Here is a 15,802-nt window from a genome sequence, read left to right as displayed (position 1 = left end):
GGCTCTCGCGCGCCGTGGCGGCGTTGCACCGCGCTAACGATGCAAAGGCATCGCCGCGCGCGGCGCGCCTTGCCACGACACGCGATACCTCCGGTCAGATTGGTCAACAGTTATCTCCCTTGGTATAAGCAGGCGTCTTATGGAAACCAAAGCCAACTACGTTCTTGTCGGGTTCTTCACCGTTCTGGCCATTCTGGCGGCGTTCGGCTTCGTCTATTGGACGGCGGCGATCGGCGACCGGGGGGAGACGGCAGCGCTGCGCTTCCGCATTCCCGGATCGGCGTCCGGCCTGTCGCGCGGCAGCGCCGTGCTGTTCAACGGCGTGAAGGTCGGCGACGTGCGCCGCGTTTATCTCGATCTCAACAATCCGACGGTCGCGATCGCCGATGCGGAGGTGGACCGGCTGACGCCGATCACCCATTCGACCAGGGCCGATGTCGGTCTCGCCGGGCTCACCGGCCAGGCGAATATCGAGCTGCGCGGTGGCGATCCGAGCGAGCCGAACCTGCTCGACGTCGCCGAGGAGCAGGACACGGTGGCCGAGATCCAGGCCAGCCCGTCGGCCGTGACAAACCTCCTGCAGACCGCGCAGAGCCTTCTGACGCGGGCCGATTCGGTGGTCTCGCAGCTCGAAGGCTTCACGCAGGATGCGCGCGCGCCGCTGACCCAGACGATCCGCAACGTCGAACGATTCTCGCAGGCGCTCGAGCGCAATTCGGATGGGATCGACACGTTCCTCGCCAATGTGAGCTCCCTGTCGGAGACCATCTCCGGCGTTTCGGGCCAGCTCGACAGAACGCTGAAGGCCGCGGAGGAACTCATCACGTCGGTCGATCGCGACAAGGTCGCTTCGGTGGTCTCCAATATCGAACAGTTCTCGCAGCGCCTGGACCAGGTCAGCGAGAATTTCGACGGCCTCATGAAGGGGGTCGATCAGACGGTCACCTCGATCCGCACCTTCTCCGACGGCGCCAGCGAGACACTGAGCAAGCTCGACGGGGTTCTCGACAGCGTCGATCCGGCGACGGTCAAGGCCACGCTGGGCAATTTCGAGGAGGCCAGCACCGCCGTGAACCAGGCCGCCAGGAACATTGCCGACGTCAGCGAAACCGTGGACAAGCGGAAGGAAGACATCGACAAGTTCATCACCGATGCGAGCCAGCTTGCCGATCAGTTGAACCGTTCCTCGGTGCGGCTGGACTCGGTCCTGGCGAAACTGGACGGCATGCTTGAATCGGGCGATGGCGAAGGCATCGTCGCCGAGGCGCGCGCGACGCTCAAATCCTTCCGCGACATGGCCGAGACGCTGACCACCCGCGTCAACGCCATTTCCGGCGGATTGGAGCGATTCTCGGGCCAGGGATTGCGCGAAGTCGAAGCGCTGGTGCGCGATGCCCGACGGTCGATCAACCGGATCGAAGGCGCCGTGAGCGATTTCGAGCAGAACCCGCAGCGCATCATAACCGGGGGAGAGGGGAGCATTCGCCGCTACGACGGTCGTGTGCGGCGTTGACATTCACGTTGGGGCATCCCAAACAATCTGATGATTTAAGCACGTTTGAGGGGCGAATCTCCCGGTAGCACGGGGCTTGGTTCGAGGAGCGTTTGTTGAAGACGAGGGCTAGGTTCTCCGCGCTGATGCTGATCGGGAGCGTGCTCGCGGGGTGCGCGGCACTGCCTGGCGGCGGTCCTGCACCGGTCGATGCATTCGACCTGACGACGCCGGCGATCGCCGATGCCGGCAGGGCGTCGCGCAAGCAACTGCTTATAACCGAACCGAGCGCCATCAAGACGCTCGACGGACAAGACATCGTCATTCGAACCCAAGGGGGTGCGATCCAGCTGCTCGGCGGCGCGCGCTGGGCCGACCGCCTGCCGCGCATCGTCCAGGCAAGGCTCGCCGATCTCTTCCAGCAGTCGGGACGCTTCGGCGGCGTCGGCAGGCCCGGGGAAGGGCTGGCCATCGACTATCAGCTCCTTGCGGACCTGCGGGCCTTCGACATACGCGTCGGCGGGCAGGACCGGGCCGAGGTGGAGATTTTCGTCCGCCTCTTGAACGACCGCACCGGCGTGGTGCGTGCCTCGCGGACCTTCACGGCCTCGGTGCCTGTTACTGGCAGCGGCGGGCAGGCCTATGCGGCCGCCCTCGACCGTGCCTTTGCCACAGCCGTCTCCGGCCTCGTGGACTGGACCGCCGCCAACACCTGACCGCGCATTGCCGGCAGACGCGGACGGCAGCTTCTCCCTTGCAAACTCGCAAAAAAAACGGGCCCAAAGGCCCGTTCTGTTTGCGACTGGATCCGGGATCCGATCAACGGAGCCGCCCGCTGGCATGCGCCAGCATGGTGTAGACCTTGCCGGTGTCCGAGGTCAGGTAGGTCTGCGTCATCATGTTGTCGCGGTCCGACCGCGACACGTCGCGCAGCAGCTTCTCGAAATCGCGGCAGTAGAGATCGACGGCGGCGTGGAAGTCCGGGTCGGTCCGGTATTTGCGCTGGATCTCGTCGAAGGTCTGCTGGCCCTTCAGCGTGTAGAGGCGACGTGTGAAGACGTTGCGCTCGCCGCGCCGATAGCGGTCCCAAAGGTCGATCGATGCCTCGTGGTCGATCGCACGGGCGATGTCGACGGAAAGCGAGTTCAGCGATTCGACGACGTGAAGCGCCGAGCGGTCTTCCTTCTGGACCGACGGAGCACCTTCGCGCTGCGGGGCGCCCTCGCTGCTGGAGGCGCTGCGCAAGAGATCGCGGATCCAGCCGCCGCCGGCCGAATGCTCGGGCTGCTTGATCTGCGGAGCGGCCGGGCGGGCCTGCTCCTGACGCTCGACGGGAGCCTGGCGGGGCCGTTCCATGACCGGGGGCATGGGAGCTGCGGGCGCACGCACCGGCTCGGGCTGCGGCGCAAGCGGGGCGGATGCCCGCGGCGCTTCCGGCGCCTGTTCCAAGCCATGCATGCGGCCGGATCTCGCAACGATCTCGGACAGTTCCTTCAGGGCGTTCACCTGCTCGGTGATGGCGCTGCGCATCGCGTGCGTGGACTGCTTGGCCTCCGCCGGAAGCTCGGCGATGCCGCGCTTGACGTCGGTGCGCGTCTGCTCGAGCTCGTTGCGGATGGCCGAAGCGGTCCGGCGGATCTCCTCGGTGGCGCCCGAGAACCGGCTGGTCGCCGACTCGACGACTTCCGCAATGGCCTCGCGAATGCCTTCGACGGATTTTTGGGTGCGACCCTCCGCCGAAGACAGAAGCCGTTCGATGAAGCCGTCGAAGGAATTCATCGTCTTCTCGATCTGCTCGGATTTCTCCACCAGACCCTTGGCGAGCGCCTCGAGCGCCTCCTGACGGCCTTCGAAATTGCCGGTCAGGCTGGTTTGCGCTTTCTCGAGAAGCTCTGAGGCGCTTTCCAGAACCTTGCTGTGATCCTCGAAGCGGCTGGCGATGGCCGAGATCTCCCGCAGGGTGCGGTCGGAGAAGTCGGCCAACCGGCCCGAGTTGGCGTTGATCAGGCTGGCTGAATTCGAGAAGGTCTCGGCAGCCTTCTCGGCATTCGCCGCAAAGGCCGTGGCGGTTCCGCTCAAGCGCTCGTCCACGTCGGCGAGGTTCTTGGAAGCCGTCGTGATCAGCGTGCCGAGCCGCTGGCCGGACGCGCCGAGCCGCTGCAGCAGCCCGTCGACCCGGTCGGAGAGGCTGGCCTGCGCGCTCTCGATGGCGGCCAGCGTCTCGTTGGTGCGGCTCGTCAGGGCCTGCACGAGGGCGGCGTTTTCGCTCTGCAGGCGCTGCGTCGCCTCCTCGGTCAGCTTCTCGATGTTGGTCCGCAATTCGCCGCCGCTGGCCGCGAAACGGTCCACAAGCGGGCGTGCCGTCTCGTCGAGAATGCGCGTGATCTCCGAGGTTCGTCCGGCGAGCATGGCGTTGAGCTCGCGGGTGCGCTCCTCGAGGGTCGAGACCGTATCGTGGGTGCGTTTGCTGATGTGCTCGTCGACGGAGGCGAATGTCTGCGCAATCGTGTCGGCGGTGGACACCAGGCGCGCCTGCGTCGTGGAGAGCTGCTGGTTGAGGTGCTGGGCCACCGATTCGGCGCTTTCGCGCAGTCTCGCATCCGCGTTTTCGAGCCCGTTGGCGATGGAATCGGCGATGAGGCTGGCGCTGTTGGAGAGCCGGCTGTCGAGCTGCGAAAGGGATTCGCCCATCGAAGCGGCACGCGCATCGAGCTCCGCCGATGTCTGGTGCGTCCGCGCGATGATCTGCTGGTCGAAATCCGCAAAGGTCCTGGCGAGATCCTCGGTTCTCGCCGTCAGCGCATCGGCCGTCTGGTCGACACGGTTCACGAGATTGCGGTCGGCAGTCTCGAAAGCGTCGGAGATCGCCCTGGTGTGCTGGGAGAGCGTCTCGGCGGTCGTCGACAGACGATCGGCGATGCGGCCGTCGACCTCGGCAAAGGTTTGCGCAAAGACGCCTGCGCGTTCGGTGAAGCGGGCGGAGGCATCCTCGAAGGCGCGATCGATGTCGCCGATGCGCGCGCCTAGGGTTTGCGCCGTCTGTTCGGCACGGGCGGCGATGCGGCCGTCCAGCTCGTCGAAGCTCTGCGTGAAGGCGCCTGCCTTTTCGCTGAAGCGGAGGGCCGCATTGTCGAAGCTGCGGTCGATGCCCTCGATCTGGGCACCCAGCACCTGCGCCGTCTTGTCGGCGCGGGCGGCGATGCGCTGGTCGGCGTCTTCGAGCAGCTTGCCGGTCTCCGTGTGCAGGGCGGCCGTTGCCTCGACGACCTTGTCGCGCAGGGCCCCTGCGACGACGATCGCACTGTTCTCGAGGGTCGAGCGCACGTTCTCGACGCCCATGGAAAGCGCTTTCTCCATGGTCTGGGTGCGTTCCTCGATGATGCCCGTCTGGCGCGCGAACATCTCGTTGACCCGCGCCGCGTCGGCATCGATGACCGCATTGAGCATCTCGCGACGCTCATCGATCTTGGCGATGTTGATCTCGAGCGCCTCGGCAAAGCCGTCCCGCGTCCTGGCGAGTTGCTCGGTCTGAGCACCGATGCCTGCCTCGAAGGCGGCTCGCGCGTCATCGAGCTTGGCCATTTCCTCATGCAGGGCGCCGGACAGCCGTTCCTGCGTGCCCGCGAAGGAGCCGATGTGGCCTTCGATCGCCTCGCCCAGGCGGGCCTGCGCCGAATCCAGGCGATCGATGCCCGAATCGAACTGAGCGCTCATCTGCGCCCAGCCCTTGTCCAGGCTCTTGCCGAACTCGCCGGCGGTGTTCTCCAGCATGATGCTGGTGGAGGCAACGAGATCCGCCAGTTCCGTATCGAGCGCCGACTTGCCGAGCTCGACGGCGGCGGCGACTTCGTCCTTGCCGCGCGCGAAGGTGTTGGCGATCTCGCGCGTGCGCTCGACAAGCGTTTCGTTGATGCTGCGGGCGCGCGCCTCCAGGGCGGTGTTGAGCTTGTGCGTGCCGGCGTCGAGCGCCTCGGCGCGCGTCGTGAACTCCGAGATCAGGGCGCGGCCGCGCTCGGTGATGGCGCTTTCGAGCTGACCGAGACGCGTGTCGAACTCGCTGTTCAAGGCTTCGCTCGCCTGTCCCAGCGAGGACAGAAGGGCGGAGCTGCGGGTCTCGAACAGGGAGCCGAGGGCGCGCGTCGTCTGATCCGACCGTTCGGCAAGCGTCGCAAGACGCTCGTCGAAGAGGTTGCCGAGCGTTTCCCTGATTTCCTTGTTTTCCTCGGCCATTCTCGAAAGCCGGCTGTCGAGAATGTCGCCGATGGTCTGCCGGGCGTCTTCGGTGTTCTGGGACAGGGTGGAAATGCGGCTGTCGAGAAGCCCGCCCAGGGTGCGGGTCGCTTCCTCGGTGCCCGCCGTCAACGCGGAAAGACGCGTGTCGAACAGGGTGTCGATCGTCCGCGTGGCTTCGTCCGTGCGCGCCGTCAGCGTGGAAAGGCGGGCGTCGAACAGGTTGCCGAGCGTCTGGGTCGCCTCCTCGGTGCCCTTGTTGAGGCTGGCGATGCGGGTGTCGAGCAGATTTGCCACGGCGTCGCCGGAGGTCGTGATCTTCTGCGAGATCGCCTGGATGCGCTCGTCGATGCCCTGGTGGAGCGTGCCGCCGGTGCCTTCCAGCTGCTTGAGGAGGGCCTCGCTCGATTGCGTGACGGTCGCGGCGAGCTGGCGCGAGGCGTCGGCGATGGTCGACCGGATCATGTCTCCGGCCGTATCGAGCTCTTCCTTCAGGATCTCATGGGCGCCGGCGATGGACGCGCGGACGCGCTCGGCATGGCCGACGATGCCCTCGCGCTCGCTGCCCAGCCCGTCGACCAGGTGCCGAATCCGCGCCTCGTTTTCCGAATAGGCGCGCTCCAATTCGCTGACTTCGGTGTGCACCAGCGTTTCGAGTTCGACAGCCCGGGCAAGGGTGCGGTCCATGCCGTCGCCCATGGCCTGGACTTCGCGGCGGACGGCCTGGCCGACCGTCATGACGCGCTCATGCGCCAGGTTTTCCGGCTCGGCAAGGCGGAAGGCCATTTCCGCCATCGACTGGGCGGCCATGCGCATCTCCTGCGCGCGGCGGACCATCACGGCGAAGCCCCAAAACAGGATCACCGGCACGACGATGCCGATCAGCAGGGCGAGGGCGTAGGGCGCGTTCATGAACGCATCGGCGGAGCGGATCTGCCAGAGCGAGGGGCCGTAAAGAAGGTGACCGAGCAGCAGGCCGCCGCCGACCCACAGGACCGACAGCGCCGCGACCAGCCAGTAGGCGGTGTTGGGCGCGCGCCGGTTCAGCTTGCGGGCAAGCTGGGTGAAATCGCCGACCCGGTCGTCATTGGCAGGCGCAAAGGGCTGTGCCTGCGCCTCCTTCGGCGCTGGCTCGGCGGGGGTGAGGCCCAGACGATTCTCGGCAGGGGTGAGTCCGAGGCGGTTCATGGTCGCCGCCGCCGCTTCGAGCGGCGCCTCCGCCGGTTCCGGATTGACTTCGGATTTCTCGGTCACGGGCGGAGGCGGTGCGGTCTTTGTTGCGGAAGGCGGCTCGGCGACGGCGGGAGCCTCATCGTCTTCGGTGCGGCCCTCACGCGCCAGCTCCTCGGCAGCCTGCGAGATCTGTGCCTCCAGATCCTCCATGGATGCGGCGATGTCGAGATCCCCGCTGTCCAGGCCTTCCGAAAGCTCAAGGTCGAGTGCATCCTCGAGTTCCTTTGCGAAATCGCGTTCCGGTTCGGTTTTCTTCGTTACTGTACGCGCCATAATCGCCACACCTCAGCTACTCACACCCGGAGCCTCATAATCCAATAAGGCCTCGTAATCCGGTACTATGCCCAAAATGAGCCAAGCGTATCGTAGTGGGACACTTGCCTGTTGAAAACACGCATTCGGCCAAATGCGTAAAAGTTTAAACATAAGGTTAACGACACTTTGGGCGGATGGATCGTTTTGAGGCAGCCGCGTTAACCCCCTGTCCATCCGGGCTTAATAGTGTGTGAACGGTGAAGGTGGGGAACCGGCGGCCGATGGCGGAGCATCAAGGGCACAGGGCGGACAGCGGCAAAAGCTCCGGGGAAGACCCTGCCGGACCGCTCGACCTTGCCCATCTGGCGCGTCAGACGCTCGGCGACAAGGCCCTCGAGCGGGAGGTCCTTGGCATGTTTGTCATGCATATAAGGGAGATCCCGGCACGGATGGCCGAGGCCGACGGGCAGGGGCGGAGGGAACTCGCCCATGCCTTGACGGGTTCGGCCTGCAGCATGGGCGCATTCCGCCTGGCCGAGCAGGCCTGCATCCTGCAGAACGATCCGCTGAACGACGCGGCGCTGATGTCTTTGTTTGGAATGGTAGATGAAGCAATTGATTTTATTGTTTATTTATATCCGGATGCGGCGAAAGACGCTAAAGCCGATTGAGTTTCGAGGGCAAACTCACTAAGTCAACGCCATGCATGTGCCGGTCGTTTCCGTGCACGTTCCGGAAAGTTCGCATGACGAAGATCACCTACATCACCCCCGACGACCGCGCATTCGAGATCGAAGCCGATAATGGCACGACGGTCATGGAGAACGCCATTCGCAACGCCATTCCAGGGATCGAGGCCGAATGCGGGGGCGCCTGCGCCTGCGCAACCTGCCATGTCTATGTCGATGCGGACTGGGCCGACGCGGTCGGCGAGCCGGAGGCGATGGAGGAGGACATGCTGGATTTCGCTTTCGACGTCCAGCCGACGTCTCGCCTTTCCTGCCAGATCATCGTCAGGGACGAGCTCGACGGGCTGGTCGTGCGCATTCCCGAGCGCCAGGCCTGAGTCTCGGCGGCAGAGGTTGCGTTTCAGCCGGGGATGCGACCTTTTCCAATCTGCTCCAGCCGATAATTCAGAAGACGCATCATGCGATCCTCGAAATTGTGACTTTCGACCCGGTCGAAATGCGCTTGGGCATCGTCATGTTCCTTGAGGATGCGCGCTGTCCGTTCTTCCGCCGCCTTCTGCAGCGGAGGGCAGGAAGAGCGCCCGGGGAGCGCTTCCACGACATCCTCGATCTTGCGCGCAAAGCGCTTGGCGATGCCGATATGGCTTTCCTCGTGCCGCTTGATGTCCCTCGACAGGGTGTCCCAGATCAGTGCCGTTTCGCGATCGGCGCCGCGGCGGTTGCGCCAGCGCGGCAGGAAGACCTGCGCCTTGACGGTGACATCCACCCTGGCGATGCGGCAGGAACTCTGCGTTTCGGCGTAGCTGATCTTGGTGGTGAACTCCATCCGCGTCGCGCCAGGGTGCCTCTGGCCGGTGCTTTGCACCTGCGGGCCGCGCGAGCGCAACTGGCGCTCGATGTCGCTCAGGGTCTTGCCGCCGATCGGAAAGTAGCTGTAGCTGCGCGAAACGCTGGCCGCCGCCGCCGGCAGCGGTGCCAGGACGGCAAGCAGAACGATTGGCAGAACGATGCGTCTCATGGCGACTCCTTGCTACACCCTGCGGTCTTGCGCATGTCCTGACAACCGGTTTCGGAAGAGAGCATCCGACTTCGCACATACATATTTCGTATGAGCATTGATTTTGGCGGCAATGCGCCGCAGAAACGGCGCTGCCGAAATTTGGCCAGCCGAAATTTGGATCGCGGATGAGAGCATGACGACCTGCACCTGGACACTCGCGCATGGGCGCAGTCTGACGCTCGGGCCGCGCGCCCTCATCATGGGGATTCTCAACGTCACCCCGGACAGCTTTTCGGACGGGGGGCGCTTCGAACAAGCGGACCTGGCGATCGAACAGGCCGAGCGCATGCTGGAGGATGGCGCGGCCATCATCGATGTCGGCGGCGAATCCACCAGGCCCGGCGGCGAATCCGTTTCGGAGCGCGAAGAGCAGCGCCGCGTCCTGCCGGTCATCGAAGCCCTGGCGAGCCGGCCCGACGTCATCATCTCCATCGATACCTATCGCGAGGAAACGGCGCGCCGCGCGGTGGCCTGCGGCGCGCACATCGTCAACGATGTCTGGGGCCTGCAGCGGGAGCCGGGCATCGCACGCGTGGCGGCGCAGACCGGAGCGGGGCTCGTCATCATGCACACCGGCCGGGAGCGGCAGAAACTGCCCGATGTGATCGCCGACCAGTTTTCCTTCCTGCGCCGTTCGGTGGAGCTCGCCCGTGAGGCGGGGGTCGGCGCGAGCCAGATCGTGCTCGACCCCGGCTTCGGCTTTGCCAAGGACCCGCATGAGAACATCGAGATCATGAACCGGTTCGAGGAGTTGGCCGGTCTGGGATTTCCGTTTCTCGTCGGCACCTCGCGCAAGCGGTTCGTGGGCCATATGACCGGCCGGGAAGACGCGGCGGCGCGCGACGCCGGCACGGCGGCGACCAGCGTCGCCCTCCGCCTGCGGGGAGCGGCCGTTTTCCGAGTGCACGATGTCGCAATCAACAGGGACGCCCTGAAGGTGGCGGATGCTATACTGGCGGCTTCGAGATAGGCGGTTGGAGCGATGATGTATGTGATCCGGATGAAGAACTGCGCCTTCTTCGCGCGCCACGGCGTGCACGAGGAAGAGGAGCGGCTCGGCCAACGGTTCTATGTGGACGCAGACCTGACCGTGCGGCCGGGAAGGGCGCTGGACGACGATGCGCTGGAGGGCACGGTCGATTACGGCGTCGCCTTTCAGGTCATCGAGGAGATCGTCACCGGCAAGCGGCGGTTCCTGATCGAGGCGCTGGCCCTGGAGGTCGCGCAGGCGCTGACAGCGCGGTTCCCGGAGATCGCGCGCGCCGAAATCACCATCCGCAAGCCCAACGCACCGGTTCCGGGCGTTCTCGATCATGTCGAGGTCACGGTCGTGTGGCCGCAGGCATGACGTCGCTGCACGACGTTTTCCTCGGGCTCGGCGGCAATGTCGGCGAGCCGGACAAGGCCATGTGCGCCGCGCTCGCGGCGCTCGATGCGCGGCCGGACACGACGGTCGTGGCCGTGTCCTCGCTTTACCGGACGCCGCCCTGGGGAAAGACCGATCAGCCCGATTTCCTCAACGCGGCGGCGCATATCCGCACCCGCCTCGAGCCCAAGGCGTTGCTGGAGGCCTGCCTCGACATCGAGCGCGGGCTGAAGCGGGTGCGTGACGAGCGCTGGGGACCACGCTCCATCGACATCGACATCCTGCTTTACGACGAGGTCTCGATCGAGGCGGAAGGGCTGGTCATTCCTCATCCGCGCATGGCCGAGCGGGCATTCGTTCTGCTGCCGCTGTCGGAGATCGCTCCGGAGCGCCGGCTCGAAGGGGTGCGGATCGGCGATCTCCTGCAGCGGCTGGATTTGGGCGGCATCGAAAAACGCGCCCCGGCCGACCAATGGTGGAAGCCGCAGGCCGGTTAACGCCATTTGCCGTCGGACGGAAACGTCCGACGTCTCACAAATGAAGCAAATGCAATAGGATAGACCGATTTTCCTTTAAAGAGGATCAGGTCTATTTCCGGGCGATTGCGCTGACCGTGCCGCCGTCGACGCGCTTGAGCTTCATGCCGATCACCGGCACCATCTCCTCTTCGACGCGAACGGAAATCGTGATGTGCAGGGTGTTGCGGTCGGTGATGCGGGCGCGCATGGCGCCGCTCAGAGACGAGCGGTTGAGGGCGAAGACGACGTCGTTGCCCGTCACCTTGCCGCCGGTCACGTCAAGGCCCTTGCCGGCGGCGCCGTCGAGGAACGTGCCGGTGTAGCCGGACTTGCCGCGCACCACGCTTGCCTTCATCGGCTGCGTGAAGACACCGACGCGGCAGGTGCCGTCGAGCGCCATGCCGATCTCGTTGTCAGGCGTGCCGCCATCGAAATTGCAGACGAATTTCGTGCCCTTGTACTTGCCGGCGACGATCTCGCCCGGACCCGACCACACCCCTTCGACCGACTGGAAGAACTTCTTCTCCCGTTCCGATGCTTGGGCGCTGGACGCAAGGCCGGTGAGTGGCGCCGCTGCGATGGCGATAACGGCGAGCTTGAGCGCGATTTTCAGCATAAGGAAACCGGACCGGTTGAGGTTGCGACAAAGTTTGCGGAAAACCATGCCTAAGATTGGTTAAGGCTTTGTCTACCATACGCATCGAGTCGAGCGTAGGCGTATCGTGGGCTTCCCGGCGCGCGCCGGTCACTTATTGCTCGCCTGCCGCAACCTTTTCCTCCGCCTTGCTCGATGCGAAGCTCGTGAGCGTTTTCAGGAAATCGCCGATGCCAGGCCTCGGCAGGGCGTTGAAGGCGAGGGGGCGGGCGGCGGCCATCGCGGCGATGCCGATGCGCGCCGTCATCATGCCGTTGACGACACCCTCGCCGAGCTTGGCCGAAAGACGCGCCGCCAATCCATGCCCGACGATCTGCTGCATCAGCGTCTCGCCGGCGGCCATGGAACCGGTCACGGCAAGATGGGCGAGGACACTGCGGACCAGATGCAGGAAACCGAGGAAGCCCGGCCGCCCGCCATAGATCTCGGCGATCCGCCGCGTCAGCCGCGCTGCTTCGAACAGCACGTAAAGGACGTCGACCAGCGCGCGCGGCGAGACGGCGGTCACCACGGAAACCCGTTTTGCTGCGTCGAGAACCTGCTTGCGCGCCATCGCGTCGAGCGGCGCGAGCAGTTCCTTCTCGGCGAGCGCGAGCAGGTCCGATCCGTCGATGACATCGTCCTTGATGCTGTCGAGCGTCTTCCTGCCGGCGGCGGTTTCCGGCTTTGCGGCGACGAGCGCGGACAAGCGTGCGAGGATCTTGCGGGCTTCCGCGGCATCGTCGCGAATGATCGCATCCGCCGCGCTCCGCCTGATCTCCTCGATTGATGCGAGCCGCATCAGGGCCAGCACCTCGCGGCTGACGATCGTCAGAAGGGCGAGGAGCGCAACGGCGGCCGCGCCGAGCGCGATCCAGCCGAGCCAGTCGGCCCGCGCAAACAGGTCGCGGATCAGCCGATCGGCCCACAGACCGATCGCCAGGGAAACCAGCAGGCCGAGCGCGGCGAAGAAAATGCGGGCCAGCAGGGAACGACGGCGCGCGGGAATGGGAGGCGGCTCGCTGAGCGCCGCATCGGGCTCGGAAAAGAAATCCACGGGATCGGCCGTCACCGTGACCGCTTTGCCAGGATCGATGGCGCGCGGCGCGCGCTTTGCCACAGGCTTTTCTTGCGGCTCGGGTTTGGGGGGATCGATGCGGAACGCCTGAGGGGACCTGCTCATGCCAGTTGATCTCCGATCAGGAATTGAAGCGCCCGGTCAAGCCGGATGTGCGGCAGCGAAAGGGTGACGCCCTCGGCGGTGCGCTCGAGCTTCGGTGGGCGAAAACGCACGAAGCGGGTCGGCGCTTCGGTGAGCGTTTCGCCGTTGCCGCCGTGCCGCCGTCCCTGTTTGAACAACTGCCCCGGCTTCTCCGGCAGGTCGCCCGGGAAGATCGCGGTTTCCGTTTCGCCGTCGAAGGACTGGCCGGCGATGGTTTCTCCGGCCAGCGGCGTGCCGATGATGACGGGCAACGTCTCCTTGCCCTGGCGCACGGTTCCCTCCCGCGTGGCGCGCACCGCCGCCATCGCCAGAACGTCGACGGCGGCTCCGGAAAAGCCGGCCCGCGCGATGGCGCGGTCGGCCAGGCGGCGGACGATCGCCTGCAGTCGGTCGTGGCTTTCATGATGGACATGATCAGCCTTGGTGGCGGCGACCAGTATGCGGTCGATACGATGCGTCAGAAGGCCGGTGAGGAGATTGCTGCGGCCCTGGCGGAAGCAGGAGAGGATTTCGGTGAGCGAGCGTTCCAGGTCGGCGACGGCCTCCGGGCCCGCGTTCATCGCCTGCATGGCATCGACAAGCACGATCTGCCGGTCGAGCCTTGCTATATGCTCGCGGAAAAAGGGGCGGATGACGTGGGTCTTGTAGGCTTCGAAGCGCCGCTCCATCATCGCGTGCAGCGAGCCGGCCCTCGGCTTGCCGTCGCCGGTCTTCAGCGGGGCGAAGGTGAGGGCGGGCGAGCCTTCGAGATCGCCGGGCATGAGGAAACGGCCGGGCGGCAGGGTCGAGAGCGCGCGGTGGTCGGCCTTGCAGGCGCTGAGATATGCCGAGAAGGCCTCGAACAGAGCGCGGGCAACCGTCTCGTCGGCGGGCATGTTCGGATCGACGTCTTCGGCCAGTCTGCGCCACTCCGCTGAAAGATCGGCGCGGGCCGGCGATCGGGCCATCTCGATGGCTTCGGCGGAAAACGCCTCGTAGCTCTTGCCGAGAAGGGGCAGGTCGAGCAGCCATTCGCCCGGATAATCAACGATGTCGAACGAAAGCTTGCCGCGGGAGAAGAGGCGGTTCCAGGCCGATGCCGACTCGTATTCGACGGTCAGTCGCAATTCGGAGATGGCGCGCGTCGATTCCGGCCACACGCGCTGGTCGACGAGCGCCGCGATGTGATCTTCGTACTGGAAGCGCGGCACCGTGTCGTCGGGCTGGTGCTCCAGATAGGCCTTGGCCAGGCGCCCCGACTTCTGGGCATCGAACATCGGCAGCCGCCCGCCATGGAGGAGATTGTGGACGAATGCGGTGATGAAGACGGTCTTGCCGGCGCGCGACAGCCCCGTGACGCCAAGCCGGAGCGATGGCGAAACCAATCCGGCGGCCCGGCCGGCAAGCGTATCGAGTGCGATGCGTGCTTCGTCAGAAAACGTCGTCAAAGATGCCAAGAGGCGAAATCCTCAAATAACGCAAGACCTTGCATATAGGGAGCCGATTCTGCGATTGAAGGGAGCGATCGCTCATTGCCGGACCCGTTCCGGCCTCAGGAAATCGTCGAGATGACCGGAGCCCGGCATCAGGTCCGACAGCGCCCTCTCGAAGCGGATCACCGCGAGGCCGCAGGTGGGAAAGCCGGCGGCGGCAAGCCGCATCGCCCGGTCATCGCCGCCCGCCGGAAGCGCATAGGCGAGATCCTCCATCATCGGATTGTGTCCGACGATCAGCAGCGAGCGGGCCGGCGCCGCGGCGCGGATGGCGTCCACATAGTGCGTCGCGTCTGAGTTGTAGAGCTCGTCCACGAAGAAGGGTTCGGGCCCGGGTTGCGAGAAAGACGACAGGACGTGATCGCAGGTCTCCCGCGCCCGCCGCGCCGGGGAACAGAGCACCTGATCGGGGACGAGCCCCGTCTCCCGCATCCGCCGCCCGAGGATCCGGGCATCGGCGATCCCCGATGCGGTCAGTCCGCGGTCGAAATCCGTCATCCCGGGAGCCGCCCAGCCTGCCTTTGCGTGCCTCAGAAGAAAAAGCCTGTACACGGCCCGAAATCCCCCCTCGATCCTCAATTTTGGGCCCGAAACCGCGGCCTGCTCGCGTGACCCGGGCGGCAAATCACCTGCCGAGGCCGTGAAACAGCCTAATACGCATTTGTCTTTGCGGAAAAGCTTATGCGACTTTCCCCGGCCAATTTAACAAAACCGTGAAGCGAACCGGCTTTGTGCTTGTGGTTGTGCGGGGGCGCGAATATATAGGCGCCGGCGTTAGAACATCTTAGGGTGACTCGATGAATGAGCTCATTGATGCCGACTACGTGCCCACCGAGGACGAGCCCTTCATGAACGAGCGGCAACGCTCTTACTTCCGCGCCAAGTTGTTGCGTTGGAAGAATGATATCCTCAAGGAGGCTCGTGAAACCCTCGAGGCACTGCAGCAGGAGAACGCGAACCACCCGGACCTTGCGGATCGGGCCTCGTCGGAGACTGATCGTGCCATCGAGTTGCGTGCGCGTGACAGGCAGCGCAAGTTGATTGCCAAGATCGATGCCGCCTTGCAGCGGATCGAGGACGGCACCTACGGCTATTGTGAGGAAACCGGCGAGCCGATTTCCTTAAAACGTCTCGATGCGCGTCCCATCGCCACGCTGTCGATCGAGGCGCAGGAACGTCACGAGCGTCGCGAGAAAGTCTATCGCGACGACTGACGCATCCAGGCTGTCGTCATTGAATTATAGGCGCCGGATCGATGATCCGGCGCCTTTTTTCTTATGCAATCAGCGATTGGTCCTGTGCTCGTCTGTCAGCTCATCGAGCAACCGGCTCATCTCGTCCTCGAGCGAGGGACGTGCCTCCCGGCTGACGCTCCGCATCTCTTCGTCCAAGGCATCGGACAGGTCGTCGAGGGCGAGTTCCTCCGCACTCTCGGGAGCGGTTTCCTCATCGTTCAGCGCCGCCGTCGCGGCAACAGCCGACGCGGCCGCCGCAGCCTGCGGCGCTGCGGCTTGTGGCGCACGATGCAGCCGTGCGCGCTCCTCGATCACCTCGGCAACCGTGCGCGATGCCGTGAAAGCGGGGGGCGGCAGCTCGGAAGCCGTTTGCCTGGGCGCTGGGTGCCACGCCTC

General features: G+C 65.2%; 14 protein-coding genes and 1 pseudogene. 8 read left to right on the top strand and 7 right to left on the bottom strand.

The window, feature by feature from the left end:
• Positions 1–139: 139 nt before the first annotated feature.
• A complete protein-coding gene (locus NUU27_RS22320) occupies positions 140–1,513 on the top strand; it encodes an MlaD family protein (protein WP_257764508.1) in 1,374 nt (457 codons plus the stop codon).
• A gap of 95 nt (positions 1,514–1,608) precedes the next feature.
• Positions 1,609–2,208, top strand: coding sequence for an ABC-type transport auxiliary lipoprotein family protein (locus tag NUU27_RS22315; protein ID WP_257764507.1), 600 nt, complete (start codon positions 1,609–1,611; stop codon positions 2,206–2,208).
• 103 nt (positions 2,209–2,311) lie between these two features.
• Here the strand turns inward: NUU27_RS22315 and NUU27_RS22310 are convergent, their stop codons facing one another.
• Entirely contained in the window at positions 2,312–7,228 is a 4,917-nt protein-coding gene (locus NUU27_RS22310) for a hypothetical protein (protein ID WP_257764506.1), read from the bottom strand.
• A 263-nt stretch (positions 7,229–7,491) separates the two neighbouring features.
• Between NUU27_RS22310 and NUU27_RS22305 the strand changes: the two genes are divergently transcribed.
• Both NUU27_RS22305 and NUU27_RS22300 read left to right on the top strand, forming a co-directional pair.
• Positions 7,492–7,881 (top strand): histidine kinase, encoded by a 390-nt coding sequence (locus NUU27_RS22305; protein ID WP_257764505.1) that lies wholly within the window; start codon positions 7,492–7,494, stop codon positions 7,879–7,881.
• 74 nt (positions 7,882–7,955) lie between these two features.
• Positions 7,956–8,276, top strand: a complete 321-nt coding sequence (locus NUU27_RS22300) for a 2Fe-2S iron-sulfur cluster-binding protein (RefSeq protein ID WP_257764504.1) — start codon at positions 7,956–7,958, stop codon at positions 8,274–8,276.
• Positions 8,277–8,299: 23 nt separating this feature from the next.
• Here NUU27_RS22300 and NUU27_RS22295 read toward each other — a convergent pair whose 3' ends face one another.
• Positions 8,300–8,917, bottom strand: a complete 618-nt coding sequence (locus tag NUU27_RS22295; RefSeq protein WP_257764503.1) for a DUF922 domain-containing Zn-dependent protease — start codon at positions 8,915–8,917, stop codon at positions 8,300–8,302.
• Positions 8,918–9,092: 175 nt separating this feature from the next.
• Here NUU27_RS22295 and folP point away from each other — a divergent pair, with 175 nt between their 5' ends.
• Genes folP through folK form a run of 3 tightly spaced genes read left to right on the top strand, consistent with a single transcriptional unit; the run spans position 9,093 to position 10,822 of the window.
• On the top strand, positions 9,093–9,929 hold the full coding sequence (folP, locus tag NUU27_RS22290; protein WP_257764502.1) for a dihydropteroate synthase: 837 nt from the start codon (positions 9,093–9,095) through the stop codon (positions 9,927–9,929).
• A 15-nt stretch (positions 9,930–9,944) separates the two neighbouring features.
• Positions 9,945–10,307 carry a dihydroneopterin aldolase gene (gene folB, locus NUU27_RS22285; protein WP_257764501.1) on the top strand — a complete coding sequence of 121 codons (363 nt, stop codon included), beginning with the start codon at positions 9,945–9,947 and terminating at the stop codon, positions 10,305–10,307.
• Entirely contained in the window at positions 10,304–10,822 is a 519-nt protein-coding gene (gene folK, locus NUU27_RS22280; RefSeq protein ID WP_257764500.1) for a 2-amino-4-hydroxy-6-hydroxymethyldihydropteridine diphosphokinase, read from the top strand. Before folB ends, folK begins: the two co-directional genes overlap by 4 nt.
• Before the next feature lie 91 nt (positions 10,823–10,913).
• Here folK and NUU27_RS22275 read toward each other — a convergent pair whose 3' ends face one another.
• The 4 genes from NUU27_RS22275 to NUU27_RS22260 form a co-directional block, all read right to left on the bottom strand.
• Complete coding sequence (locus NUU27_RS22275) at positions 10,914–11,459, bottom strand: hypothetical protein (protein WP_257764499.1); 546 nt, start codon at positions 11,457–11,459, stop codon at positions 10,914–10,916.
• Positions 11,460–11,592: 133 nt separating this feature from the next.
• Complete coding sequence (locus tag NUU27_RS22270; RefSeq protein WP_257764498.1) at positions 11,593–12,660, bottom strand: YcjF family protein; 1,068 nt, start codon at positions 12,658–12,660, stop codon at positions 11,593–11,595.
• Positions 12,657–14,135 carry a YcjX family protein gene (locus NUU27_RS22265; RefSeq protein ID WP_257764497.1) on the bottom strand — a complete coding sequence of 493 codons (1,479 nt, stop codon included), beginning with the start codon at positions 14,133–14,135 and terminating at the stop codon, positions 12,657–12,659. Before NUU27_RS22265 ends, NUU27_RS22270 begins: the two co-directional genes overlap by 4 nt.
• 72 nt (positions 14,136–14,207) lie before the next feature.
• On the bottom strand, positions 14,208–14,723 hold the full coding sequence (locus NUU27_RS22260; RefSeq protein WP_257764496.1) for a histidine phosphatase family protein: 516 nt from the start codon (positions 14,721–14,723) through the stop codon (positions 14,208–14,210).
• A gap of 245 nt (positions 14,724–14,968) precedes the next feature.
• Between NUU27_RS22260 and dksA the strand changes: the two genes are divergently transcribed.
• Entirely contained in the window at positions 14,969–15,385 is a 417-nt protein-coding gene (gene dksA / locus NUU27_RS22255) for an RNA polymerase-binding protein DksA (RefSeq protein WP_257764495.1), read from the top strand.
• A gap of 69 nt (positions 15,386–15,454) precedes the next feature.
• Here dksA and NUU27_RS22250 read toward each other — a convergent pair.
• Positions 15,455–15,802: pseudogene (locus NUU27_RS22250) on the bottom strand (hypothetical protein); the annotation flags it as partial.

This window comes from Nitratireductor sp. ZSWI3 (assembly GCF_024655565.1).
GTDB lineage: Bacteria > Pseudomonadota > Alphaproteobacteria > Rhizobiales > Rhizobiaceae > Nitratireductor.
This window is presented reverse-complemented; position numbering and strand designations above follow the sequence as displayed.